This window comes from Fusicatenibacter sp., assembly GCF_050872605.1.
Classification (GTDB): domain Bacteria; phylum Bacillota; class Clostridia; order Lachnospirales; family Lachnospiraceae; genus Fusicatenibacter.
Window position 1 is genome coordinate 76479 of sequence record NZ_JBNMHD010000003.1, and the last position, 24935, is coordinate 101413.

At 48.6% G+C, this 24935-nt stretch carries 21 protein-coding genes; 16 read left to right on the plus strand and 5 right to left on the minus strand.

Translation table 11 applies throughout. The features are described 5' to 3' along the window. Positions 1-137: 137 nt before the first annotated feature. From mreB to ACY2VT_RS01950, 12 genes are all read left to right on the plus strand, one after another. Positions 138-1136, plus strand: a complete 999-nt coding sequence (gene mreB / locus ACY2VT_RS01895; protein WP_461878670.1) for a rod shape-determining protein MreB — start codon at positions 138-140, stop codon at positions 1134-1136. Between the two features lie 6 nt (positions 1137-1142). Next, entirely contained in the window at positions 1143-3398 is a 2256-nt protein-coding gene (gene recD2 / locus ACY2VT_RS01900; protein WP_461878671.1) for an SF1B family DNA helicase RecD2, read from the plus strand. A gap of 66 nt (positions 3399-3464) precedes the next feature. Further along, the gene (locus ACY2VT_RS01905; RefSeq protein ID WP_461878672.1) at positions 3465-4184 is read left to right on the plus strand and encodes a ComF family protein; all 720 of its coding nucleotides are present in this window, start codon (positions 3465-3467) and stop codon (positions 4182-4184) included. A gap of 241 nt (positions 4185-4425) precedes the next feature. Continuing rightward, positions 4426-4857: a hypothetical protein gene (locus tag ACY2VT_RS01910; protein WP_227093941.1), complete on the plus strand. Its 432-nt coding sequence runs from the start codon at positions 4426-4428 to the stop codon at positions 4855-4857. Continuing rightward, positions 4854-6023, plus strand: a complete 1170-nt coding sequence (locus ACY2VT_RS01915) for a hypothetical protein (protein ID WP_461878673.1) — start codon at positions 4854-4856, stop codon at positions 6021-6023. Before ACY2VT_RS01910 ends, ACY2VT_RS01915 begins: the two co-directional genes overlap by 4 nt. Before the next feature lie 56 nt (positions 6024-6079). Then, positions 6080-6967: a diadenylate cyclase CdaA gene (gene cdaA / locus ACY2VT_RS01920; protein ID WP_330410111.1), complete on the plus strand. Its 888-nt coding sequence runs from the start codon at positions 6080-6082 to the stop codon at positions 6965-6967. After that, complete coding sequence (locus ACY2VT_RS01925) at positions 6964-8280, plus strand: CdaR family protein (protein ID WP_461878674.1); 1317 nt, start codon at positions 6964-6966, stop codon at positions 8278-8280. Before cdaA ends, ACY2VT_RS01925 begins: the two co-directional genes overlap by 4 nt. An 11-nt stretch (positions 8281-8291) precedes the next feature. Continuing rightward, positions 8292-8564, plus strand: coding sequence for an HPr family phosphocarrier protein (locus tag ACY2VT_RS01930; protein ID WP_022462230.1), 273 nt, complete (start codon positions 8292-8294; stop codon positions 8562-8564). A gap of 123 nt (positions 8565-8687) precedes the next feature. Continuing rightward, complete coding sequence (locus ACY2VT_RS01935) at positions 8688-9782, plus strand: LCP family protein (protein WP_461878675.1); 1095 nt, start codon at positions 8688-8690, stop codon at positions 9780-9782. Positions 9783-9988: 206 nt separating this feature from the next. After that, on the plus strand, positions 9989-12619 hold the full coding sequence (locus ACY2VT_RS01940; RefSeq protein ID WP_461878676.1) for a L,D-transpeptidase family protein: 2631 nt from the start codon (positions 9989-9991) through the stop codon (positions 12617-12619). 104 nt (positions 12620-12723) lie between these two features. Next, complete coding sequence (gene larE, locus ACY2VT_RS01945) at positions 12724-13563, plus strand: ATP-dependent sacrificial sulfur transferase LarE (RefSeq protein WP_461873675.1); 840 nt, start codon at positions 12724-12726, stop codon at positions 13561-13563. Next, entirely contained in the window at positions 13560-14072 is a 513-nt protein-coding gene (locus tag ACY2VT_RS01950; RefSeq protein WP_461878677.1) for a dihydrofolate reductase, read from the plus strand. Before larE ends, ACY2VT_RS01950 begins: the two co-directional genes overlap by 4 nt. Positions 14073-14152: 80 nt before the next feature. Here the strand turns inward: ACY2VT_RS01950 and ACY2VT_RS01955 are convergent, their stop codons facing one another. Beyond that, a complete protein-coding gene (locus tag ACY2VT_RS01955) occupies positions 14153-15301 on the minus strand; it encodes a toxic anion resistance protein (RefSeq protein WP_461878678.1) in 1149 nt (382 codons plus the stop codon). A gap of 72 nt (positions 15302-15373) precedes the next feature. Further along, a complete protein-coding gene (locus ACY2VT_RS01960; RefSeq protein ID WP_461878679.1) occupies positions 15374-16726 on the minus strand; it encodes a 5-bromo-4-chloroindolyl phosphate hydrolysis family protein in 1353 nt (450 codons plus the stop codon). Between the two features lie 246 nt (positions 16727-16972). Here ACY2VT_RS01960 and ACY2VT_RS01965 point away from each other — a divergent pair, with 246 nt between their 5' ends. The 3 genes from ACY2VT_RS01965 to ACY2VT_RS01975 are packed head-to-tail and all read left to right on the plus strand — an operon-like array spanning position 16973 to position 20924. Beyond that, positions 16973-18091: a DUF362 domain-containing protein gene (locus ACY2VT_RS01965; RefSeq protein WP_461878680.1), complete on the plus strand. Its 1119-nt coding sequence runs from the start codon at positions 16973-16975 to the stop codon at positions 18089-18091. Positions 18092-18109: 18 nt separating this feature from the next. Next, positions 18110-19102, plus strand: coding sequence for an alpha/beta hydrolase (locus ACY2VT_RS01970; RefSeq protein WP_461873678.1), 993 nt, complete (start codon positions 18110-18112; stop codon positions 19100-19102). A 13-nt stretch (positions 19103-19115) separates the two neighbouring features. Continuing rightward, positions 19116-20924, plus strand: a complete 1809-nt coding sequence (locus ACY2VT_RS01975) for a DUF6320 domain-containing protein (protein WP_461878681.1) — start codon at positions 19116-19118, stop codon at positions 20922-20924. A 119-nt stretch (positions 20925-21043) separates the two neighbouring features. Here the strand turns inward: ACY2VT_RS01975 and ACY2VT_RS01980 are convergent, their stop codons facing one another. Then, positions 21044-21475 carry a MerR family transcriptional regulator gene (locus ACY2VT_RS01980; protein ID WP_461873680.1) on the minus strand — a complete coding sequence of 144 codons (432 nt, stop codon included), beginning with the start codon at positions 21473-21475 and terminating at the stop codon, positions 21044-21046. Between the two features lie 244 nt (positions 21476-21719). On the opposite strand from ACY2VT_RS01980, the gene ACY2VT_RS01985 reads away from it, so the two are divergent. Then, entirely contained in the window at positions 21720-22694 is a 975-nt protein-coding gene (locus ACY2VT_RS01985; protein ID WP_461878682.1) for an AraC family transcriptional regulator, read from the plus strand. On the opposite strand, the gene ACY2VT_RS01990 is transcribed toward ACY2VT_RS01985, so the two are convergent. Next, the gene (locus ACY2VT_RS01990; RefSeq protein ID WP_461878683.1) at positions 22630-23355 is read right to left on the minus strand and encodes a P-II family nitrogen regulator; all 726 of its coding nucleotides are present in this window, start codon (positions 23353-23355) and stop codon (positions 22630-22632) included. The two genes, ACY2VT_RS01985 and ACY2VT_RS01990, sit on opposite strands and share 65 nt — an antisense overlap. Positions 23356-23382: 27 nt before the next feature. Further along, positions 23383-24873 carry a DUF1538 domain-containing protein gene (locus ACY2VT_RS01995; protein WP_461878714.1) on the minus strand — a complete coding sequence of 497 codons (1491 nt, stop codon included), beginning with the start codon at positions 24871-24873 and terminating at the stop codon, positions 23383-23385. Positions 24874-24935 lie beyond the last annotated feature (62 nt).

The following is a 24935-nucleotide window of genomic DNA, read 5'->3' on the forward strand; positions in this document are numbered from 1 at the left end:
ATAATAAGAAGCGGGTTGGGTTCAGAACACATTCGATCCTTTTGTGTTTCGGGTGTTTTGAACCCGAACTTATTCTATACAAATTTCAAACAGATTAAAATAAAGAAAAATAAAAGAGAACAGGAAAGGGGATTACTATGGCTGCAACGACCGATATCGGAATTGATCTGGGGACGTCCAGCATCCTGGTCTATGCCAAGGGAAAAGGCATTGTATTAAAGGAGCCGTCCGTAGTTGCGTATGATAAAGATGCAAATAAAGTACGGGCAATTGGAGAAGAAGCGCGTCAGATGATTGGACGGACACCGGGCAATATTATGGCGGTCCGGCCCATGCGGCAGGGCGTGATCACGGACTTTCTGATCACCGAGCGCATGCTGCGCTACTTTATCCAGAAGGCAATGGGAAGAAGAGCATTCCGGAAACCGAGAATCAGTATCTGTGCGCCGTCCGGTGTGACGGAAGTAGAGCGGAAGGCTGTGGAGGAGGCAACGTACCAGGCGGGAGCCCGGGAAGTGCTGATCGTGCCGGAGCCGGTGGCAGCGGCAATCGGATCCGGAATTGACATTACGAAACCATGCGGAAATATGATTGTGGACATCGGCGGAGGCACGACGGATATCGCTGTGATCTCGCTTGCGGGAACCGTTGTTTCCAATTCGGTCAAGATTTCCGGTGAGACATTTGACCAGGATATCATCCGCTATGTACGGAAAACATACAACGTATTTATCGGAGAACAGACCGCAGAGGCAGTGAAAATCCGGATTGGTTCCGCTTATCCGCGGGCCGAGGAGAAAACGATGGAGATCAAGGGAAGAAACGTCATCACCGGACTTCCGGCGACGATTACGGTTTCCTCCGACGAAATCCGAGGTGCCATTGCCCAGACGACAAACCAGATTGCGGACGCGATCTGTGCCGTGCTGGAAAAAACGCCGCCGGAACTGGCATCCGATGTTTCCGACCGCGGCATTATCCTGACCGGAGGCGGCAGTCTCCTTGCCGGAATGGACGAGCTGATCCAGGAGCGGACCGGCATCAATACCGTGACAGCAGAAAATCCGGCGAGCGTCGTTGCGCTTGGAACCGGCCAGTACCGCGAAGTGATGAATGAATTTGAAAGCCAGTTTTGATAAAAGATGAGTGAAAAAGAAAAAGTAGAAGGCTACGTAGAACACATTATTTTCCGAAATGAGGAGAACGGCTATACCGTCCTGAATCTGAGCATGAAGGGGCGCGAGCTGACATGCGTCGGCACGCTTCCGATGATCGGAGAGGGCGAGCTGATCGAGGCTTCCGGAGATTATATTGAACATGCTGCCTATGGAAAGCAGTTCCGCATTGAATCCTATGAGACGAAAGTCCCACAGGATTCTGTTGCATTGGAGCGGTATCTCGGTTCCGGTGCGATCAAAGGAGTCGGTGCGGCGCTGGCGGCAAGAATTGTACGCCGCTTCGGTGACGATACGCTTCGGATCATCGAGGAAGAGCCGGAGCGCCTCGCGGAGGTAAAGGGAATCAGCGAGCGGAAAGCGCGTGAAATTGCACAGCAGGTGGCAGAAAAAGCCGAAATGCAGAATGCGATGATTTTCCTCTCGGGATATGGCATTGCGCTGAATCTCGGTGCAAAGATTTATCAGCAGTACGGGGACAATGTGTACCGGATTTTAAAGGAAAACCCGTATAAAATGGCGGAAGATATCGCAGGCGTGGGATTTCGGACGGCGGATGAGATCGCCGGAAAAATCGGGATTGCCGTGGACAGCGAATTCCGCATCAAAAGCGGTCTTTCGTATGTGCTGAATCAGGCGACGGCAGAAGGCCATGTCTATCTGCCGGAACCGGTGCTGCTTCGGAGAGGGCAGGAACTTCTCGGCGTAGTACCGGAGCGGATGCAGAAATATCTGCAGGATATGGCAATCGACAAAAAAGCGGTCATCCGCGAGCTCCCGGCCGAACGGGAAGGGGATGAGCCGCTGCGGATTGTGTACGCCAGCCAGTATTATTATCTGGAACTGAGTACGGCGCGCATGCTGCATGAACTGAATATTACATGCGAGGAAGACCGTGAGGCAATCGAAAAGCGGATCGGAAAGATCGAGAAAAAATATCAGATTGAGCTGGATGAGATGCAGAAGACGGCAGTCGTTGAGGCGGCATGCAGCGGTCTTATGATCCTGACCGGAGGTCCCGGAACCGGAAAAACGACGACCATCAATGCGATGATCCATTATTTTGAGGCAGAAGGCCTCGACATTTTCCTGGCAGCGCCGACCGGAAGAGCGGCGAAACGAATGACAGAGGCAACTGGCTGTGAGGCATGCACGATCCACCGTCTTCTGGAACTGACGGGAAATGTGGATGACTCCTCGGCAAATGTGCATTTTGAGCGGAACGCAGATAATCCGCTCGACGCGGATGTCATCATCATTGATGAGATGTCGATGGTCGATATCCACCTGATGCATGCCCTTCTTTCCGCGATTGTGCCGGGAACAAGGCTGATCCTAGTGGGAGACCAGAACCAGCTTCCAAGTGTCGGCCCGGGCAGTGTCCTCCGGGATCTGATCCGTTCGGAATGCTTTCCGATTGTCTGCCTGACGCACATTTTCCGGCAGGCATCCCAGAGTGATATTGTTGTCAATGCGCATAAGATCCATAATGGGGAAGAGGTTATACTGGACAATAAGAGCAAAGATTTCTTCTTTCTGAAACGGTACGATGTCAACGTGATCTGGAAAGTGCTGGTGACGCTGGTGTCCCAGAAACTGCCGCGTTATGTGGATGCCCGCCCGCAGGATATCCAGATTCTGACTCCGATGCGGAAAGGTGCACTCGGCGTGGAAAATCTGAATCAGATTCTGCAGAAATACCTGAACCCGCCCGCACCGGACAAAGCCGAGCGGGAAAATGGAGGTAATATCCTCCGCGAGGGCGACAAGGTCATGCAGATCCGCAACAATTACCAGATGGAGTGGGAAATCCGCGGCATCAACGGAATCGTGGCGGAGCGCGGTATGGGTGTATTCAACGGAGATCTCGGCATGATCCGGAGCATCAACCCGTATACCGAGGTGATCACCGTGGAGTTTGAGGAAGGAAAATTCGCAGACTATACGTTCAAACAGGCGGACGAGCTGGAGCTCGCCTACGCTACAACGATACATAAAGCGCAGGGAAGCGAGTACCCGGCGGTTGTGATTCCGCTGCTCGGCGGCCCGCGCATGCTGATGACGCGGAATCTTCTGTATACGGCCGTGACGAGAGCCAGAAAGTGCGTCACCATCGTCGGAAGTGATGTGACATTCCAGGCAATGATCGGAAATCATATCGAGGCGAACCGGTATACAACGCTCGCCAGAAGAATCCGGGAAATGCAGGAAGAAAACGCGTAAACACGTTTTTCCGGGGCATGGATGCGGCTGCATCCGGCAGAGTGGATAAGGGAAAGCGCAGGTTACATGAAAGAAAAAAATAAAACAGGAAACTGGCTTTTAAACGCAGTTTATCCGAGACGATGTCCCATCTGTGACGGACTGCTGTCACGTGAGGAGCTGTATCTATGCCGGAATTGTGTGGAAAAGATCCATCCGATTCTGGGCGCGCGGTGCAAAAAATGCGGGAAACCCGTGGGCAGTGAGGAAGAGTTCTGCCGGGACTGCAGCAGAACGGGGCACAGCTTCGACCGCGGCTTTGCGCCGTACGGTTACCACGGGGAACTTGAGGCTTCCCTGATGCGGTTCAAATATCATGAACGGCAGGAATACGCCGGATTTTATGCTCACGCGGCGTTTTTCTATGTGGGAAAGCAGATCCAGAGAAGAAATCCGGAGGTGCTCGTTCCGGTGCCGCTTCATCCGGCGAGACAGCGGCAGCGCGGCTACAATCAGGCGGAGGTATTTGCAGAAAAGCTGGCAGAAGAAATGGAACTTCCCATGAATGCCCGCCTGATCCGCCGTGTGAAAAAAACAAAACGCCAGAAAGAGCTTGGTCCCGCCGAGCGGCGGAAAAACCTGGAAGGAGCTTTCGCATTGGCAAAGCCGGGACAGATGAAATACTGCCGGATTCTTCTGGTAGATGACATTTACACAACGGGAAGCACGGTTGATGCCATTGCGTCACTGTTGAAAGTGAATGGAGCAGAACAGGTGGATTTTGTTTGTGCGGCAATTGTAAAATAGTGGTTACTGTTCACTCAGCAGTGAAACACTTGCTGTTTCGCTGCGTAAGAAAGTGATTCAGGTGTGAGCAGCCCTCCTTTTGCGAAGCAAAACTTTAAATGAGGGCAGCGAATGTTACAGTTCGCTGGGTACCAGTGAACTGTAACAAATAGTGTGTGAATATTTTGAGAATAGCTTTCCAATATCGGAAATATATGGTAAAATAAACATAATTTAGAACGGGAAGAGGAGACCAAGAGGCATGTTGGACGAAAAAAGGATTCGTCAGATGACAAAACTGGCTTTTTTCGAAAAAAAAGAAGAAAAAAATGCCTTACGAATCGGCCGTTATTTTCGGAGTGATTACATCGGAAAAGAGCTTCTGAAAAATTTTTTTCTGGCTTCCATCGGATACATTCTGGTACTTGCGGTTGCAGTCTTATATCATATTGAATGGTTGGTGGACGAGATAGACACAATCGACCTGCAGTTTGCAGCGGGGTGTCTGATCGCGTCCTATCTGTGTTTTCTGGCAGTCTATTCCATTGCCGTGTATGTGATCAGCACGATCCGTTACCAGAGAGCACAGAAAAAGCTGAAATGGTATGGAAAAGAGCTGGATGACCTGCAGAACATGTATGAGGAACAGGAAAAAAGCGGGAAGAAATCCGGGCGCAGGAGGAAGGAAACATGACAGTATTGATCGAACTGAAAGAAAAATTAAAAGAGTTTTACGGCTCCTGCAGCGGAATCATACTTCCGATTGTGAAATTTCTGCTCGCTCTTGCTGTATTTCGTGGTATTAATTCCAATCTCGGCTATCTGAAGATGCTGAACAGCATGTATGTGGTATTGATTCTGTCACTGATCTGCGCCATCCTGCCATTGAATGGAATGGTTTTCCTTGCAATGCTGGTGATCATCGGCCACTGCTTTGCACTTCACATGGTAATCGCGGGTCTTGCGGTGCTGGTTCTGCTGGTGCTCTGGTTTCTATATCTTCGCTTTGTGCCGAAGGATGCGCCGGCACTCCTTTTGACACCGCTCGCATTCTGGCTTCACGTGCCATCTGCCGTTCCGGTTGCCTATGGTCTTGCCGGTACGCCGCTCTCCGTATTTTCTGTAGCCTGCGGTATCGTTGTCTACTATATGTGTGAGATGATTCATGGAAAGATGGAGCCTCTGATTCACGCAGCGGAAACACCGGAGATCACGGCGGTCGTACAGGAATTTTTCAACGGCCTCTTCCGCAATGAGGAAATGCTGCTGGTTCTGATGGCCTGCGCACTGACCGTACTTCTTGTCAATGCAATCCGCCACAGCAGTGCGGACTATGCATGGCAGATTTCCATTGTGGCAGGTTCGGTTGCCTATGCGGTTATTATGATTGCCGGAAGCCTGGCACTGGATGTACAGATTGCACTCCCGATGGTTCTGATCGGGGCGGCGGCCGGCTGTCTGGTTGGATTTGTTCTGGAGTTTTTCCTGTTCGGTGCAGACTACACCCGGACAGAATACCTGGAATATGATGACGACGATTATTATTACTACGTAAAAGCCGTTCCAAAATTCAATGTGACAAAGGCACAGCGCCGTGTGACTTATATTCGGAATGAAAAGAAAAAAGAACCGGATCTGACAGACGAGGAACTCGATGCTCTGGCAAATCTTGGACATACAGAAGAATCCGGGAACAGCAGGGATCTTGATGAGATCGAGGAAAAAGAAGAAATAGAAGAAATAGAAGAAATAAACGAAACAGAAGAAATTCAGGAAGAAGAAATTCCGCCGCTGGACGAGGGCGATTATCAGGATGTGGATTATAAGAACATGCTGGAGGACACCTTAAAGGATCTTTAAAAGAATTTTGAAAATCAGAAGAAAACCGGCCGGGGGAAAAGAAAGGAAGTGACAGTGTGCGTGGCGTGTGGAACTGGATTGTCACAAGAACGGCAGACTACGGGCTGCCAAAACAAATTGAACTGATTGATATTGTGCAGATTCTGCTCATTGCATTTTTCGTCTATCACCTGATCCGCTGGCTGCAGAATACAAAGGCCTATACGCTGATGAAAGGTATTTTTCTGATTGGTGTCTTTGTCATCATTGCAAACGTGCTGAAAATGCAGACGATTCTGTGGCTGTTCGGAAACATCGGCGGGGCGGCGATCACAGCGGTTGTAATTATCTTTCAGCCGGAGCTTCGAAGAGTGGTCGAGCAGATTGGAGAAAAGAATCCGTTGTCTGCCATTTCTTTTGCGAGCGGCCAGGAGGAAAATGAACGGTTCAGTGACAAAACCATCAATGAACTGGTAAGGGCCAGTTTTGAAATGGGAGAAGTAAAGACCGGAGCGCTGATCGTCATCGAAAAGACCATCACCCTGGAGGAATATGAAAAGACCGGAATCCCGATTGACGGCGTTCTGACCAGCCAGCTGCTGATCAATATTTTCGAACACAATACGCCGCTGCACGACGGAGCCGTGATTGTACGGAACAACCGTGTCACGGCAGCAACATGTTACCTGCCGCTGTCCGACAACATGGATCTGAACAAGAATCTTGGAACACGCCACCGTGCAGGTGTCGGCATCAGTGAGGTGACGGATTCCTTTACGATTATTGTCTCCGAGGAAACCGGAAATGTGTCGTATGCTTCCGGCGGAGAACTCCACACGGCAGTAACACCGAGCGACCTTCGGGAGCAGCTTCACAAAATCCAGAAGCTCGCGAAAAAGCCGGAAGAGAAGAAAGGATGGCATATCCGCGGAATGCGTCAGAAAGTGGAGGGAGAGAAGAAATGAAAAAGAAAATTCTGGAAAAGCTTCTGAACAATCTCCCTTTGAAAATTCTTTCTATCCTGATTGCCATTGTAATCTGGTACGTTGTGGTCAGTGTGAATGACCCGATTGTAAAAGAGCGTTTTGATGTCCCGGTGCAGGTGACAAACGAAGCCTACATCGCAGCCGGAAAGAAAACGTATCAGATTGCGGAGGAATACCAGACGGTCACCGTTACCGTCACAGATAACAACTCCGTTGTCAGCAGGCTGAAAGCATCGGATATCACCGTTACGGCCGATCTGACCCAGATTGTAACGATGGATACCAACCCTGTTTATGTGCCGATCAAGGCAACGTGCTCGATGGTAAAACAGGAAAAACTGAGCACGGTCACAGCGACAATCCCTGTGGAAATCGAAGATGTGGACAGTGCGAAATTTCCGATCACAATTGACGCAGGAAATACGAAACCGGCAAAAGATTACGAAGTGGGAACGATGACTTCCGATCCGGAGAGCATCACCATTTCCGGCCCGGCGTCCCTGATCAATAAGATCAGCAGTGTTGTGGCAAAAGTAGATGTAACCAATATGCGGAACTCCGGAACCGTCACGGCGGATCTGATGATTATTGATAAAAACCAGGATGAGATGCCGGAATCCCAGATGGAATTTTTGAATTTCGACAACGGCTCCCCGCAGGTGGATGTGGATATTGAACTGTGGCGCCGTGTATCCGGTATTAAGCTGAGTGCACTGTACAGCGGAACTCCGGCAGACGGCTATCAGATTAAAAATATCTATACCACACCGGAGGAAATCACCGTTGCCGGATCCGAGGAGGCACTTGCAAAGCTGGCGGATGAAGGCAATACGATTGAAATTTCGGAAGACTATACCTCCGTTGCGGGACAGCGCTCCGATGTGGAGACGACGGTTGACTTAAGCGATGTTCTCGCCGATGTGACAGATCTGAAAGTATCCTCCAGTTCGTCTGCATCCGTTACCGTTCACGTAACGGTTATGCCGAATGAGAGCAGGGAATTTGAACTTGATGTCGATCAGATCGAGACGAGCAATCTTCAGTCCACTTATACCGTTCTGTATGATCAGACACAGCTTGCAATCCGCATTAAAGCATCGGACAAAAATCTGGCCAAATTAGATACTTCCCAGATCAACGCATCCATAGATCTGAATGGAATGGGTGTCGGGGATTACGAGGTACCGGTAAAAATCACACTGCCGGATGGCTATGAGCTCGTAGACAGTGTCAAAACAACGATTCATATCAAAGAAAAAGCAGTAGCAAATAAAACGACAGGAACAAATTAGGAGGGAAACCAATGGTAAGCGGAAAAGTGACCGTGAAAAATCCAACCGGCCTTCATCTTCGCCCGGCCGGAACCCTGTGCAAACAGGCAATGCAGTTTAAATCATCTATTACATTCCACTACGGAGATGGAAATACAGCAAATGCAAAGAGCGTCTTAAGCGTCCTTGGCGCATGCGTCAAATGCGGAGACGAAATTGAGCTGTTCTGCGAGGGAGAGGACGAGGAGGAAGCTCTGCAGTTCCTTGTCAATTCCATCCGGACGGGACTTGGGGAAGAACTGTAAGGAGAAAGATATTGAAAACAGAGAAAACGGACTGCGCACTTGACAGCAGTCCGTTTTTTGACTATATTATAAACGATATCCGGCTGGAAAATACCGGAAAATAAGAAAATGAAAGAGGTCGTTATGAGAAAAGAATATGATGACGAGGATGAAATCCCGGAAAGACGCCATTCCTCCGGAAAGAAAAAATTCGGCTGGGTCAATGTACTCACCATTCTTCTCGTAGTTGTGCTGGTTGTGCTCGTTGGCGTATACGCCGTGATCAATCATTATTACAGCAAGAGTAATTATGTGAGTGATGATAAAGTTACCATCAATAAATCCCCTGAGGTAGAAGCGGAAAGTATCGGACTGACCGACGAGGAGACAGATGCACTGCAGTCGGAGATTATCGATGAAACGCAGGATATTGAGCTTCCAAACAACAGTGCGGTTTACAACATTCTTCTGATCGGTGTTGACCGGCGTGACAAATCCTGGTATGGAAATTCCGATTCCATGATTTTAATGTCCATCAACAAAGATACCAAACAGATTCACATGACATCGTTTATGCGTGACCTTTATGCAAACATTCCGGATGTCGGTGTAAAAAAACTGAATGCAGCCTGTGCATACGGCGGCGGTCCTCTGGTTGTCCGTACGATTGAGGATAATTACAAACTGCCGATTGATAACTACGCAAGCGTTGATTTTGATTCCATGATTGATATTATCGACGCCATCGGAGGAATTGAACTTTCCCCGAGTGATGACGAGGTTCGGGTAGCAAACAACTATGTGAACGAAATGTGTGGTCTCCGCAATGTGGATGCATCGGCACATCAGTACACAGCAGGCGGCGAGCAGCATGTAGATGGCTATCAGGCGGTTGCCTATGCAAGGATCCGATATGTTGGAAATTCAGATTACCAGAGAACAGAGCGTCAGAGAGAAGTCTTAAGCAAGATGATGCAGAAGATGAAATCATCCAGCGTGACCGAACTGAGTGCACTGGCCGATACGATTCTTCCAAGTGTCACCCACAACATTGACCAGTCTACCTTGATGACACTAATCGGTGAGCTGCCGACGATTCTGTCTTACGATATTGTACAGAGCCGTGTGCCGTACGATGATCTGTATTCCGGCAAGGGCGAGATGCTGGTTCCGGATTTTTCCGCAACGATTGCAAGACTTCAGACAGAAATCTATGGATCTACAACGGTGAATGAATAAGACAAAGACCTTCCTTTAGGACGCGCAGTCAAAAAGGAGGGTCTTTTTTCTCCCTGAAAGAACAGCAGCCTTTGAAGCTGACCGAAAAAACAGAAAAAAGCATAAGAAATTTGTAAGGTATTTTACTGGCAGTAAACTTGAAATACCTGGAAAAATGTAGTAATCTATAAAGTGTATAAGAGCAAACAATGGGAGGATGAATAAGCATGAAAAGAAAGTTTCTGGCAGCGGCCGTGCTTGGCGTGATGGTAAGCGTTACACCAGCAGGTGCGTATGCAGCTTCTACAGAAACAAGTTCATTACCAGTTAACTCGGAAAGCGATGCGGCAGTGCAGAGTGAGGAGAAAGAGGTCACAACGACTCCTGCTGCAACACCGGAAGCAACACCGGAAGCAACACCTGGTGTGACACCAGATGCCTCACCGGCTCCGGACGAGAACCCATCCGAGACACCGGCCACTACACCGGATCCGAGTGAGACGCCGGGTACAAACCCATCTGAGACACCAGCTCCTGCAGAAAGCACTCTGAAAGAGGGTTGGAACAGTGTTGAAAAGGACGGAAAGAAACTGTTTCAGTATGGAGTCCTTGATGAGAATAACAAGGTAACTGCTGCCACTGGAGTGTTGGAAATCGATGGCATTAGTTATGCATTTGATGAAAATGGCTACATGCTGACAGGTGAAGTTGACCTGACAGATGAAGATGGCAAAACCGGAACCTACTATTTTGAGGAAGAAGGGGAAGATCCTGCAAAAGATGAACTTGGTTCTCTGCAGAAGGGTATCTGTGAAGGAAAGGTATTTGCACCGGATCTGAGAAAAAATGAACTTGTTACCATCGAATTTGAGGATGGCAGCATTGATGATTACTACGCAGATGAAGACGGCTATGCCATCTGGAGCACAACACAGAAAGTAGGCAACGTAACATATCTGTTCGGCAATGACGGCACCCGCGTAAAAGAGGCAGGTTTCCAGACTGTTGTCGATGAAAAAGGGGTAACACATACCTACTATCTGAATGCAGACAGCACCGTATCTCTTGGAAACCACACCGTATATCAGCAGGAAGACCGTACCGTAAGCTGGCTGACAGTAGGTTCTACCTGGTATCTGGTAGATGCAGAAACTGGAGAACTCCTTTCCGGCTGGCAAAAGGTAGATACAGCAACCTACTATATGAAACCAGGTTCCTTTGATGCGAACGGAGACATGAAAGACGGAAGCTTCGAGATGGAGACCGGCAATCAGAAAAATAAATCCGGCTGGGCTGAAATTGATGGAAAATGGTACAGCTTCCGAAGCTGGGGCGGCGTACGAACCGGCTGGTTCAATTACGATGGAAATAAATATTATCTCCACGAAGACGGCCATATGGAAGACAATGCACTGAATCTGAATGGAACCTTGTACTTCTTCCGAAGCTGGGGCGGCATGCGCGTTAATGATGTTGCTGAATATGAAGGCAATTATTACTATGTCGGAGCTGACGGAACCGTTTCGACCACAACTGGCTGGAAAAAAATTAAAACCGCAACTCAGACGATCTGGTACTGGACGACGGCAGACAGTGGAAAACTGCTGACAAACTCCTGGCTGGATTACAATGGAAACAGCTATTATCTGAAAGCCAATGGAAAAATGGCTTCCAATGAGTGGCTGGATAACACCTACTACTTCCGCAGCTGGGGTGCAGCTTACAAAAATGCATGGGCAAAAGTCAACAACGTATGGTATTACTTTGACGGAAACGGAAAGAAATACACCAGCGGCTGGCTGACTTACAAAGGAAATAAATATTACCTGAAATCTGACGGAACGATGTTGTCCAATGAATGGCTCGATGGAAAATACTACTTCAAGAGCTGGGGTGGTATGTACAAAAATGAGTGGGGAAAATCCGGAGATAACTGGTACTGGTTCAACGCAGACGGAACCAAACGGACGCAGAAAGGCTGGCTCTTCTATGATAATAACTATTATTATCTGGATGAAAATGGCAGAATGCTGACCGGCTGGGTTTACCATGACGGTAACTATTATTACATGAAGAGCTGGGGCGGCATGGCACATGACGAGTGGATTCTTCATGATAAAAACTGGTACTACTTCAAGAGCTGGGGCGGCATGTATCATGATCAGTGGCTGACACTGAACGGTTCTCAGTATTATTTCCGAAGCTGGGGCGGAAGATATCAGAGCTGCACCGCTACGATCAATGGAAAACAGTACAAATTCGATGCTTCCGGACGAAGAATCACGGAAGGATGGGAGTACATCGGAAAATACCGCCGTTACCGCAAAGCAGACGGTTCTCTGATGGAGGACGTGACAAGCATTTTCAATCCGTCTTCCAAGTATATCACAGTAGACAGAACCCGCGGACGTGTAACCATTTACGGCTACAACAGTGCAACCGGTGCTTACGATACTCCAATCAAATCCATGATCTGCTCCGTAGGAAATCCGATCAGTTACACAGCAGCAGGAACCTATAAAATCGGCTGGCAGTTGAAAAAGAAGCAGATGACAGGTGAAGATTATGTGTGCTGGGCACCATATGTATCACAGATTTATGACGCTGTTTACTTCCATGGCGTAGCAAGCAGCACAGAAGATCTGAATAACATTTCAGCAGTGGACTTCAATTCCCTTGGATCACCGATGTCCCACGGCTGTGTCAGACTGGCTGCAATTGATGCGAAATGGATCTATTATAATGTCAGCAGCGGAACAACCGTCCGCATTGGCGACAATCTGGATTATCCGCTGACAAACCCGACCCGTTATACATGGACTGGCGGTGCTTTTGGAAGCGATCCGACTTACAGCTAAAACAGGAATACCTGCATGAGAAAATCCATCGGGGCAGCAGTGCCGCCGATGGATTTTCTTTTACAAAGACATCGGATATTTTACGGGAAAGGAAGACAGACACGATGGAATTACAGGAAAAGAAAAAAGCATTGCTTGCCAGAATTGATGAGATCACGAAACAGGATCTCTGCCTTGCGTTCTCCGGCGGCGTGGACAGCAGTCTGCTGCTGAAGCTGGTCATGGACGCATCAGCAAAACACGGCACAAAAGTTTACGCAGTAACGTTTCAGACACGGCTGCATCCGCCTTGTGATCTGGAGACAGCGACAAGAGTAGCAAAAGAAGTCGGTGCCGTTCATGAAGTCCTTTATGTTGATGAACTGGAGCAGGAGGCAATCCGCTGCAATCCGGAAAACCGCTGCTATCTCTGCAAGCATCATCTGTTTGGAAAACTTCTGGAATTTGCCCATGCGCACGGCGTGAATCAGGTGCTTGACGGAACGAATGAGGACGATCTGCACGTGTACCGTCCAGGGCTGAAAGCACTGAAAGAGTACGGCGTGATCAGTCCACTTGCAGCCTGTCATGTGACAAAAGCGGAGGTAAAGGAGCTTGCGGCAGAATACGGCGTCTCCGTTGCACACCGTCCGTCCACCCCGTGCATGGCAACACGCCTCCCGTATGGAGCAGAAATCAATTATGATCTGCTGGACCGCATTGCAGAGGGCGAAGCATGGCTGCATACAATGTTTGGAGCAGAAGAAAATCTCCGCCTGCGTGTCCATGGCGATATCGTCCGTCTGGAAATCGCGCCGGAGCGGATGGGTGAGGTGCTGGAAAAACGGGAGGAGATCACAGAATACTTGAAAAATCTCGGCTTTTCCTACCTTACGCTGGATCTGGAAGGATTCCGGTCCGGCAGCATGGATCAGAAAATAAAGCAGAAAGAGGAAACAAAATGAAAGCAATTTTAAGCGCAGACCGTAAATGGGGACTTGGATATCAGGGAAGACTTCTTGTGAGCATTCCGTCTGACTTACGGTATTTTCGTGAGACTACGATGGGACACGTTGTAGTAATGGGAAGAAAAACGCTGGCTACCCTCCCGGCAGGCCAGCCGTTAAAAGGCAGAACGAATATTATTTTAAGCAGTGATCCGGAATGGACTGTCCGCGGCGCAACCGTTGTCCACAGTATCAAAGAGCTGATGGAAGTGTTAAAGCCGTACGAGGACGACGATATTTATGTTGCGGGCGGCGGAGAAATTTACCGCCAGCTTCTCCCATACTGTGATACGGCATACGTCACACGAATTGACATGACGTATCAGGCGGATACCTTCTTTGAGGATCTTGACGAATCACCGGATTGGGAGATGGTAGAAGAGGGCGATGAGCAGACCTGCTTTGATATTGAATTTTATTTCACGGAATACCGAAGAAAGAATGAAAAGGCAGAACGCCCGAGATAAGGGTAAGACAGGACGTAAAAAACGGAGAAACCACAGAAAAAGCGGCTTCTCCGTTTTTTTCATATAGGATACAAAAAGTATCAGTGCTGTCCGCCTGCAGAAAGCTCCAGCATTTTTTTCTTAATATCATTTTCGAGCTGTACCAGCTCAACTTCAGCGGCGGCACGTTTCTGGCGGCCGTCCTCCTGAATCTTCATCACTTCATCGAGGGTAGAGATCAGGCTCTGGTTCGTCTGTTTTAAGGTTTCCATATCGACGATACCGCGCTCAGATTCTTTTGCAGTCTCGATCGTTGCCATCTTCAGATTCTCCGCATTCTTTTTCAGAAGCTCATTTGTCATATCCGAAACCTGGCGCTGTGCTTTGGCAGCCTCAGTCGAGTGATGAACGCCGAGTGCAATGATCATCTGGTTTTTCCAGAGCGGAATGGTGTTGACGAGTGTGGATTGGATCTTTTCGGCCATTACAGAATCGCTGTTCTGAATCATGCGGATCTGCGGCGCTGTCTGGATCGAAACCATACGGGTCAGTTCCAGATCATACAGTTTCTTCTCAAATCGGTTGCAGAGATCTTCGAGATCCTTGGCAGCCTGTGCATCTTCGGCCTTTCCGGTCATCTGCGCTTTATTCTGCAGATCACGGAGTTCTGTGGAACGTACCAGCTCCAGCTTTTTCTTTCCTGCGAGAATGTACATGGTCAGCTCTTTAAAATAATTCAGGTTCTGTGCATACATCTGATCCAGAATGGCAATGTCTTTCAGAAGCTGCCGCTGGTGGCCGTCGAGCACGTCACAGATTTTATTGACATTCACCTCTGCCTTGTCATACCTCGCTTTCATTGCATTGATTTTGTTCGTGCTTTTCTTAAAGAAAGAGAATGGTCCCTTTTCTTCTTCTGCGTCAAACGTTTTCAGCTCTGTCACAACAGAGGTGAGCAGATCGCCGACTTCCCCGAGATCTTTGCTTCTGACGTTCTCCAGCGTTTTCTCGGAAAAGTCTGCCATTTTCTTCTGTGCACCGGCACCGTACTGCAGAATGCCGTTTGTATTGGCAAGATCAATCTGGGAAACAAAGGCATCCACCATGGCTTTCTGTTCGTCGGACAGAACAGAATCATCCATGACCTCTTTATTTTCTTCCGGCTGCTGTACCGGAAGTTCCGGTTCCGGCTCTGGAGCACCGAAACTTAAGCTTGGAATTTCAGTGGTGTCCTTTACAAAATCATTCATGTTTTCTATTCTCCTTTTCTTCGGTACGGAACGTAACCGGTGATTTGATTTCAATTGTATAGCTTTGAATAGTTACATGTGAAGCGGCTCAATATCCTGCTTTGACGGACCTGCCTGATTTGTCAGTCCCTCCTGCGCCAGCATCGTCTGTAGAACAGAGATATCAGAAGAAATATCCCATGCCGTTGTCTGGAACAGATCATCAAGCAGTTTTTCAAATGCGGCATTGATGGTATCCAGTGTATCCTCGATTTCCTTCTTGGTTCGGAGGATATTGTCGCTTTGAATCGGTTCGTTCTCAAAGGAACGGTAAGCGTCGAGCAGCTTCCAGGTTGTCGGCATATAGTAATCCATAAATTTCCGCAGGGCGGCGGCTTCCTTCGGGCGCTTTTTTGCCTCCTCGAGAATCCGGGTAACAACCGTTTCGAGGCGGCTCAGCTTGGCTGTGATGACTTCACCCGGCAGATCCAGGTTGCACTGATGGATCTTCTGAATATAAGATTCACATTCTTCCAGCATCTGCTGGTATTCCGGCGTTACACCGGAGGCTTCCAGCTGTTCACGTGCTTTCTGTTCAGCAATCTGCTGTTCCTTCTGGCTGGCGAGCATTGCGCGGTACTGGTCGTAGCAGTCATTTGTCACCATCAGACAGGTACCATTCTCGTCGAGGTGGCCCTGGCGCAGCATGGATTTATCAATCATGGTCGTAATATCGGTCAGAAGCTCGCCTTTCTCACAGTGCATACTGTCGCAGAGTTCTTTCGTGGAAATATATTCCTTTGTGCCGATCAGCGTACAGATCTGGCGGAAATGGCGGACCAGACGCCGGTTTTTGCTTCCCTTTTTCAGAAGAATGCCGCCGCCGATGGTAAATGCGGCAAAAATAAGAGAAGGAATCAGCGCGCTGCCGTCCGGACCTGCAAATAAGGAATACAGACTAAGCGCTGTGCAGCAGCCGAACAGTCCGGTGACACCCCAGCCGGCGGCCGTCTGAAATCCGCCGACAAGTGCAAGATCGGTGGATGGCATAAAGCGCTCGCGCAGTACACGGCGTTCTTGTATGCGGCTGTTCCATTCCGTATTCTGGGGGGTCTGCCAGGTATGGGAAGGTTTGGGAACCGGGTTCGCGCTCTTAACCGGCATCGTGCCTCCCGGCCCGTAGGAATAGTGATGCGGTCCGGTCTGCTGCGCTGTATTATTAGGGGAAGAATACTGGCTGCTGTAGGAAGTATCTGCGGAATAGCCGCGGGACGGCTCCTGTGTGCCATTTGCACGGAATGGTCCCTTCCGGTTTGGGTAGACAAACTGGTTGATGGTGTCTGAAATCTTCCGGTTTAATTCCTGAAAATCCTGAGAATTTACAGCGTTGTCCACAAGCTTTCCAATACTGTCGCCGACATCCTTTAAATCATCTTCAAAACTCATGTCAGTTCCTTTCTAATGAGGTACTTTTTCTGTGTACCGTCTTCCATTTATTATACAATGCGATTGGAAATCTTACAAGCATACAGTGCTTAATTTTCTATGAAGCTGGAGATGACGGGAATGGTTACAGTTCACAGGAAATGATTTTATTTTTGGATGAGTTGAAAGAAAGCAGTAACTATTATATACTAAAGAATATCGAATGTCAGAAAAAATCAAATCAGAATAAAGGGGCCGCAATACCAAATGAATAAAAACGAAATTATCCAGATACAGGGAATGGAATATAAAGAAATGACAAAACAGCTTTTGAACGAATGTGCCTTAGCTACGCTCATTCCTTCGAAGGTCAGTCTCATCGGTATTAAGCCAAATCTGGTAGCGCCTGTCCCGGCGGAGTTTGGAGGGACGACACATCCGGAGGTGGTTGCGGGGATCATCGAATATCTTCAGGAAAACGGATTTGCTAATCTTCAAATCATGGAAGGTTCCTGGGTCGGGGATAAGACAGAGGAATCGTTTGAGGTCTGTGGATACCGTATGCTTTCAGAACAGTACGGTGTTCCACTTATCGATGCGCAGAAGGAAAAAAGCATGCCGGTGCAGTGTGGTGATATGGAACTTCAGATTTGCGAATGTGCGAAAAAGGTGGATTTTATGATCAATGTCCCAGTCATGAAAGGCCATTGCCAGACTAAAATTACCTGCGCACTGAAAAACATGAAAGGTCTCTTGCCGAATAAAGAAAAACGTCATTTTCATGCCATGGGACTTCATCGGCCAATTGCGCATCTGGGGCTGGGGATTCATCAGGATTTTATTTTGGTGGATAATATCTGCGGAGATCTCGACTTTGAGGATGGCGGTAATCCGTTTATCATGAATCGCCTTTTCGCTGGGTTAGATCCGGTGTTGATCGATGCATATGTCTGCGCGGAACTGCATTATAAGCCAGAAGATGTCCCGTATGTCAAAATGGCAGAAGAGTTGGGCGTGGGCAGCGCTGATCTCACACGGCTTTCAATCCGCCAAATTGGCGAAATTGGTGAAAAAAGAGTGATTCCGGAAAAACGGAAGATCGTGGAACTGCAGGATGCCGTAGAGGAAGTTGAGTCCTGCAGTGCCTGCTACGGCTATCTGATCCCGGCGCTTGAACGGCTGAAGGAGGAAGGACTGCTGCAGGAACTCCACGAAAAAATCTGCATCGGGCAGGGATACCGGGGAAAGAGCGGGGCGCTTGGTGTGGGAAGCTGTACTTCCGGGTTCGCATGCAATCTGAAAGGCTGTCCGCCAACGGATGAGCAGATGTATGAATTTTTGAAGCAGTACATTGCAACTAGACGAAAAACAGAAGCAGAAAAATAGCAACAGAGGAGAGAGCGAATGAAAAAAGCAGTCAAAGCCATTTTAAATGTATTGTCCTACGGCGGAATTGAAGTAGAATCCGCCCGTCGGCTTGCCGATATCAAGAAGCTGGATCCGATCCGTATTTTTCTGCGAAAATTGGATATGGAAATATATAATGGGGACTACAAGGTTCCGATTCGGCTGTTCTTCCCGGATGAAAAAATGGAGGAGCATGGTGCAAAAGAAGCGATTCTGTTCTTCCATGGCGGCGGCTGGACAACCGAGAGTGTGGAGACATACGACCGTGTCTGCGCACGCATGGCGCAGTCAACGGGGCAGATTGTTGTATCGGTAGAATACCGTCTTGCACCGGAGCATCGTTTCCCGACAGGCTTAGAAGACTGCTACGCCGCCGCCCAGGCAATGCTGCGCGGGGAGATTCTGCCGGAGGTAACGCCGGAAAATGTCACGATCATGGGCGACAGCGCAGGAGGAAATCTTGCGGCTGCGGTCTGCCTGATGGCGAGGGACAAAAAAGAACTGCTGCCGGGGAAACAGATTTTGATTTATCCGGCGGTGAATTCCTGTTACACAGAGAAATCACCGTACAAATCCGTGAAAACCAATGGAACCGGATACCTTCTGACCAGTGTCAAAATGGAAGATTATGTAATTCTGTATCAGCGGACCGAAGAAGACCGCAAAAATCCGTACTTTGCACCGGTACTGGCAGAAAATCTGCAGGGACTGCCGGACACGCTGGTACTGACGGCGCAGTACGATCCGCTGCGTGATGAGGGCGAGGATTATGCGAAAAAGCTGAAAAGGGCTGGCAATCTGGTTGAACATCATCGGATCAAGGGCGCATTGCACGGCTATTTTGCGCTTGGCATTGAGCACCTATATGTGCAGGAAAGTTTTCAGTATATGAATGCATTTTTAAAGAAAGAAAAACAGCAGAAAAATGCAGACGAAGAACTGGAAAACATCTCAAAGATGAAGAAACAATTGACACCCGGGAAGGCGTAAGGAGGCATAGAAAATGAAGAAAGAACATTCTTCGCGCTGGAGAAAGCTGGACAACGCGGCACAGGCATTTCCGGCGGCCACCGGAAAAAAGGATACGAGAGTCTTCCGGTTTTACTGCCAACTGAAAGAGGACATCCAGGCGGATCTGCTGCAGAAAGCACTGGAGCAGACAATGGAGCATTACCCGGTGTTTTCCATGGTACTGCGGAAAGGTCTTTTCTGGTTTTATCTGGAGAAGCGCGATCTGCCAGCAAAAGTAGAAGAGGAAAAGCGTCCGCCATGCAGTAAGATTTACGTACCCGACCACAAAACGCTTCTTTTCCAGGTTTCTTACTATAAAACCCGAATCAATTTCGAAGTATTCCATGCTCTGACAGACGGCACCGGCGCGATGCTGTTTCTGAAAGAACTGGTGAGCAATTATCTGATCTTGTGTCATCCCGGGGAAATCTTTTCAAAGGTCAGCGAAGACATGCTGACAGAGACAGATTTCGAGGAGGACAGCTTTTCCCAGTATTACACCGGAAAGAAAAGTGAAAAAGAAAAAAGCCGCCCGGCATACCAGATCAAAGGCGAGTATCTGGAGCAGGAGGAGATGGAAATCACTGAGATTCTGCTTTCTGCGGAAGCAGTTCATAAGTGCGCAAAAGCACATGGTGTGTCGGTAACGGCGTACCTTGCGGCGGCGCTGGTATATGCGGTATATGAAGAAATCCCGAAAAGCAGGCTGAAAAAGCCGGTTTCTCTGATGGTTCCAGCCAACTTGCGTAACTTTTTCCCATCTGCATCGATGACGAATTTCTGGAGCTGGATCGAGATTGCCTGTGATCTTGGGCCGGAGGCATCGTTTGAGGATGTCCTGCAGATCACGGGAGCCGCGATGCAGAAAGAGGCGCTGAAGCAGGAGATTTCTACACGTATGAATGATCTGGTGCGGATCGAGCGGAATCCGGTGCTGCGCGCCGTGCCGCTGGAAATCAAAAATCTGGCGCTGATGGCGGGCACGACGCTCGGCGGACGAAGCATTACGACTGTCTATTCCAATATCGGCCGGATTCAGATGCCGCCGGAGTATGAAACATACATTGAACGGTTCGGATTTTTCACCAGTACCGACAAAGTACAGATGTGTTCCTGCTCCTACGGTGACAGCATGGTGCTTGGAATCACATCTAAAATCGCCGATTCCAATATTGAACGGAACCTGATGCATCTGCTGCAGAAAGAGGGCATTGTCTGTGAACAGGAGGAAAATGATTTTCCGGGACAGAAAGAACAGCCGCACGGGACGGCCAAACTGGGATTGAAAATTTTTTCTTTCACCTGCATCGCAGCTGTCGTACTCTGCTGGATGATGAATTTCCTTGCAACGCCGCAGATGTGGTGGGCAGGTTATGCGACAGCGGGTGTGTTCTGCGCCTGGCTTCTGATCCGGGTGGGATATCAGAAACGGAAAAATCCACTCAAAAACAGTATGTGGCAATTGATCTTTATTATGATCGGTGCGGTTCTATGGGATTATGCGACGGGCTGGATCGGCTGGTCTGTCGATTTTGCAATTCCGCTCGCCGTTCTTCTGAATGGCGCGACGATGCAGATTCTGGCAAGAGCGTACAAAATGGAGGTCAGTGAGTACCTCTTTTATCTGATGCAGTCCGGAGCAGCAGGAATCGTTCCGGCGATCCTGTGGCTGACGGGAACCGTCCGCATCACCTGGCCGTCCGTGATCTGCGTGGGCATCAGTGTTCTGTACCTGATCGGGCTGTTTTTCTTCCGCGGAAAAGATTTTATGCGGGAAATGCAGAAAAAATTCCGGGTATGAAGGGCAAAGGTGATAGAAAAAATAAGAAGAGCAGGTAAGAAAAGTGGATGTTGGTCCCTTTTCTTACCTGCTCTTTTGAAACTTGTGTGTGTCTGCGGCGGAAAAGCCTGGAGAGAAATCTACTGCGCCTTCTCCTCACAGCCACAGGAATCCCACGACGGCATTTCATCCCCATTTTTAATCGCATCGCGAACCGCGCTGTAATACCGCACTTTCTGCTGAATATGCTCCAGATCGGATTCCATGCGCTCGATTTTTTCGCGTGTATTCTGCTCATGTTCCTTGAGAATGGCAACCATCTGGTCAATATTTCCCGGGATATCGTTCTCAAGCCGGAAAAACTCCTGAATCCCCGCAATCGGAAGGCCGGTGCGTTTGAAGCAGAGAATTGCGGTCATGCAGTTAATGTGCTGCTGGGTGTAAATTCGTTTCTTACTTTCGGTATGAATGACATCCGTCAAAAGTCCGATCTCCTCATAATAACGAAGCGTAGAGGCCGGAAGTCCAAAACGCTCGGACATTTCACGAATGGTATAGGTCTGCTGGTCCATGAAAAAACCTCCTTGAACGATAGAGTTTGAATAGTAGAATAACTTCTTAAAGTATACTTTAAGAAAGTGAAATTGTAAAGAGAGAATCTTCGTTACGCTTCACTTGGCAGTGCAGTACTTGCTGTTTTTCTGCGTAGGAAAAGAATATTTATCAGAAAGCGAGAAGAAAAAGTACATTGCTTATTTGCATCAGAATGGAATATAATAGAAAGCAGAAAAAACGTGAAAAATGTGAGGAATCATCATGAAACAGGAAATTATAGCAGAGCTGTCCCGGATCACCGAGGAGGAGCAGGCGATTCTGGACGGAAAGACAGAAGTAGAAAAAGAGCGGTATTCGAGCGGGCAGAAGTTTGTGATGGATGCGGGAAAGCTGCTGGAGCGGGGAAAACTGATTGACATCCGGCCACATACGCGGTTTATCCGTTTCCCTGCACACAGTCACAATTATGTCGAGATAATTTACATGTGTCAGGGAAGCACTGTTCATACGATCAATGGTGACCGGATCGAGTTAAAAACGGGAGAGCTGCTGATTCTGAATCAGAGCGCAGTACAGGAAATTGAACCGGCGAGACATGACGATATCGCGGTCAACTTTTTGATTCTGCCGGAATTTTTCGACCAGACGCTGCAGATGATTGGGACGGAAGAGAATCAGCTGAAGGATTTTATTGTCGGTTGTCTGAAAAGTGGGGAGGCACCGCTTTGCTATCTGCATTACAAAATCGCGGATGTTCTTCCGGTGCAGAATCTGATTGAAAACCTTGTCTGGACATTATTGCATCATCAGAGCAATAAGCGAAGCATCAATCAGATTACGATGGGGCTTTTATTTTTGCAGCTTATGAACTATACCGACCGTGTACAGGTGGGGGAGCAGTATTTTGAGCAGGAGATGCTGCTTGGTGTATACCGCTACATAGAGGAGCATTACCGCGAAGGGAGCCTTTTGGAGCTTTCGGAAGAACTTCACTACGATTTTTATACCTTAAGCCGTATGATCCGCCGCCTGACCGGAAAGAATTATACCGAGCTTGTACAGAACAAGCGCCTGATCCAGGCTGCCTATCTGTTGGAGACAACGAGACTTTCCGTGGCGGACATCAGTGAGCGGGTCGGGTATGAGAATATGAGTTATTTTCATCGGATTTTCAAAGAGCGGTATGGGATGTCACCGAAGAAGTATCGAGTGGAGAAAACGCATCCGATGGCGTAAGACCGCATACATGGGTGACCGGCAGGGAAAAGAGAATGGTTTTTGCTTTTGTGGTCATGCCGGCCTGTTCCATAATGGTCTGCATGATCTGTTTCTTCTTTGCGGTCTCTGTGACGATAAAGATCATTTCTTTTTCAGCAGCGAGTGTAACACCAAAGAATTTTCCCATACCCTCCATACCAGTGCCTTTTGCATGGATTACTGTGCCACCGCCAGCGCCAGCGCTGCGTGCTGCCTGCATGACAGGCTCGGTATATCCCTGGTTTGTGACGGCTACAATCATTTCATATTCTGTATTTTGCAAGATGGTTTCCTCCTTATTCGGTTCAACGTTCAGTTTCTGGGAGAGATAGGTAAACAGTCCACGACTGCCGATACTGCTTAAGGGGATGAGAAATGCGATTCCCGTTCCGGGAATGTCAACATGAAGCTGTTTCCACAAACCATGCTGGATTTCCAGCCACTGTTCCAGTGAGATGAGGGAAAAGAGGATCGCTTTCTCATGGCTTTCCAACCCAAAATAGTCCAGCATGTCATCCCTGACGGTACCACGTCCCAGAGTGACAAACTGAATGTCAATCTGGTGTTCAAGATAAAAATTCAGATATTTTTCGCCCAGTCTGCGGTCTGCCACAGTGAGCATAAGATAAAATGGATGCATCCGAGGGTCCTCCTTTTTGCTCTGTATTTACAGTTCCATAATTTCAAAATCATGCTGAATATCCCAGGTGGTAAGGGATGGTTCCTGCTTCGTGGTGTGCCGTGTACCGAACCGGTAAACCACACCGAGAACCTGAATTGTGATCAACGGTGTCATGGCAACCATAGCGACAATGCCAAATGCGTCAGAGACGATGCTTCCGCCGGCAGCACTGCACGCACCGATGGCAAAGGGAAGAAGAAACGTTGTGGTCATCGGGCCGGATGCAACACCGCCGGAGTCAAAAGCAATCGCAGTAAAAATTTTCGGCACAAGGAAAGAAAGACCCAGTGCCAGTCCGTAGCCCGGGATCAGGAACCAGAGGATCGAAAATCCGGCCAGAACGCGGATCATGGAAAGACCGACAGAGACGGCGACACCGATGGAGAGACTGTAGCGCATGGCAGAAGCGGGGATCGAGCCGGATGTGATCTCCTCGACCTGTTGTGTCAGAACGTGAACAGCAGGCTCGGCCATAACGATAAAGTAGCCGATGAGTGTGCCGACGGGAACGATGAGCCATTTACAGGAAAGTGACATCAAAAGCTCGCCAAGAAGGATACCGGCCGGCATAAAGCCGACATTTACACCTGTCAGGAAAAGAACAAGACCGACATACGTGTAAACCAGACCAATGATAATGCGCACCAGTGTTTTTTGATCAAGTTTTAAGACAGCAATCTGAAAGACAGCAAAAAATGCGATGATAGGGAGCAGTGCAATCGCAATTTCTTTCATATAGGAAGGAAACTCACGATAAAACATCTGCCAGAGTGCGATAGAATCCGCCGGTTCCGCAACAGAGGGCATGAGATAGGTTCCTTCCGGGGAAAAGATCAGTGCCAGAAGAAGAACCGAGAGCACAGGGCCGATGGAGCAGAGAGCGACAAGTCCGAAACTGTCATCGGCAGCATGTTTATCGCTTCGAATTGCAGCAATGCCGACACCGAGGGACATGATAAAGGGAACTGTCATGGGACCCGTTGTGACACCGCCCGCATCAAATGCAACGGCCAGAAAGTTGTCGGGGACAAAGAAGGCGAGAAGAAATACGATCAGGTAAAAGAAAATTAAAAGCCGGGAAAGTGAGATACCAATCAGCATGCGAAGTAATGCGACGACCAGAAAAAGACCGACGCCGCAGGCAATCACCAGAATCAGCACAGAGTTTGGAACCGAAGGAACCTGTTCGGCCAGCACCTGCAGATCCGGTTCTGAGATAGTAATGATGAATCCAAGAAAGAAAGACAGGGGCAGAACAATCTGTAGTTTCCGGGAACGCGTCATGGCAGTTCCCACGCGTTCGCCGATGGTCGTCATGGACAGATCCGCTCCGAGGGTAAAAAACATCATGCCAAGAATCAAAAGAACAGATCCGATCAGAAATGATGTCAGAACACCGGACGGAAGAGGGGCAAGCGTGAAGCCAAGAAGCAAAACAATAACGATAATCGGCAGAACTGCTTTCAGGGCTTCCATCAGTTTTTCCTGTAGATTTGTTCGGTGAAATTTAAGCAACAGGCAGACCTCCTTTTAAGTTG

Excerpts from the sequence above, each read along its gene's own strand:
- ACY2VT_RS01965 (WP_461878680.1), top strand. The coding sequence starts at position 16,973 with ATGAATAAAAACGAAATTATCCAGATACAGGGAATGGAATATAAAGAA.
- ACY2VT_RS01955 (WP_461878678.1), bottom strand. The coding sequence starts at position 15,301 with ATGAATGATTTTGTAAAGGACACCACTGAAATTCCAAGCTTAAGTTTC.
- ACY2VT_RS01910 (WP_227093941.1), top strand. The coding sequence starts at position 4,426 with ATGTTGGACGAAAAAAGGATTCGTCAGATGACAAAACTGGCTTTTTTC.
- ACY2VT_RS01975 (WP_461878681.1), top strand. The coding sequence starts at position 19,116 with ATGAAGAAAGAACATTCTTCGCGCTGGAGAAAGCTGGACAACGCGGCA.
- ACY2VT_RS01930 (WP_022462230.1), top strand. The coding sequence starts at position 8,292 with ATGGTAAGCGGAAAAGTGACCGTGAAAAATCCAACCGGCCTTCATCTT.
- ACY2VT_RS01985 (WP_461878682.1), top strand. The coding sequence starts at position 21,720 with ATGAAACAGGAAATTATAGCAGAGCTGTCCCGGATCACCGAGGAGGAG.
- ACY2VT_RS01990 (WP_461878683.1), bottom strand. The coding sequence starts at position 23,355 with ATGCATCCATTTTATCTTATGCTCACTGTGGCAGACCGCAGACTGGGC.
- ACY2VT_RS01950 (WP_461878677.1), top strand. The coding sequence starts at position 13,560 with ATGAAAGCAATTTTAAGCGCAGACCGTAAATGGGGACTTGGATATCAG.
- ACY2VT_RS01905 (WP_461878672.1), top strand. The coding sequence starts at position 3,465 with ATGAAAGAAAAAAATAAAACAGGAAACTGGCTTTTAAACGCAGTTTAT.
- ACY2VT_RS01980 (WP_461873680.1), bottom strand. The coding sequence starts at position 21,475 with ATGGACCAGCAGACCTATACCATTCGTGAAATGTCCGAGCGTTTTGGA.
- ACY2VT_RS01925 (WP_461878674.1), top strand. The coding sequence starts at position 6,964 with ATGAAAAAGAAAATTCTGGAAAAGCTTCTGAACAATCTCCCTTTGAAA.
- larE (WP_461873675.1), top strand. The coding sequence starts at position 12,724 with ATGGAATTACAGGAAAAGAAAAAAGCATTGCTTGCCAGAATTGATGAG.
- ACY2VT_RS01960 (WP_461878679.1), bottom strand. The coding sequence starts at position 16,726 with ATGAGTTTTGAAGATGATTTAAAGGATGTCGGCGACAGTATTGGAAAG.
- ACY2VT_RS01935 (WP_461878675.1), top strand. The coding sequence starts at position 8,688 with ATGAGAAAAGAATATGATGACGAGGATGAAATCCCGGAAAGACGCCAT.
- mreB (WP_461878670.1), top strand. The coding sequence starts at position 138 with ATGGCTGCAACGACCGATATCGGAATTGATCTGGGGACGTCCAGCATC.
- recD2 (WP_461878671.1), top strand. The coding sequence starts at position 1,143 with ATGAGTGAAAAAGAAAAAGTAGAAGGCTACGTAGAACACATTATTTTC.
- ACY2VT_RS01940 (WP_461878676.1), top strand. The coding sequence starts at position 9,989 with ATGAAAAGAAAGTTTCTGGCAGCGGCCGTGCTTGGCGTGATGGTAAGC.
- ACY2VT_RS01915 (WP_461878673.1), top strand. The coding sequence starts at position 4,854 with ATGACAGTATTGATCGAACTGAAAGAAAAATTAAAAGAGTTTTACGGC.
- ACY2VT_RS01970 (WP_461873678.1), top strand. The coding sequence starts at position 18,110 with ATGAAAAAAGCAGTCAAAGCCATTTTAAATGTATTGTCCTACGGCGGA.
- ACY2VT_RS01995 (WP_461878714.1), bottom strand. The coding sequence starts at position 24,873 with ATGGAAGCCCTGAAAGCAGTTCTGCCGATTATCGTTATTGTTTTGCTT.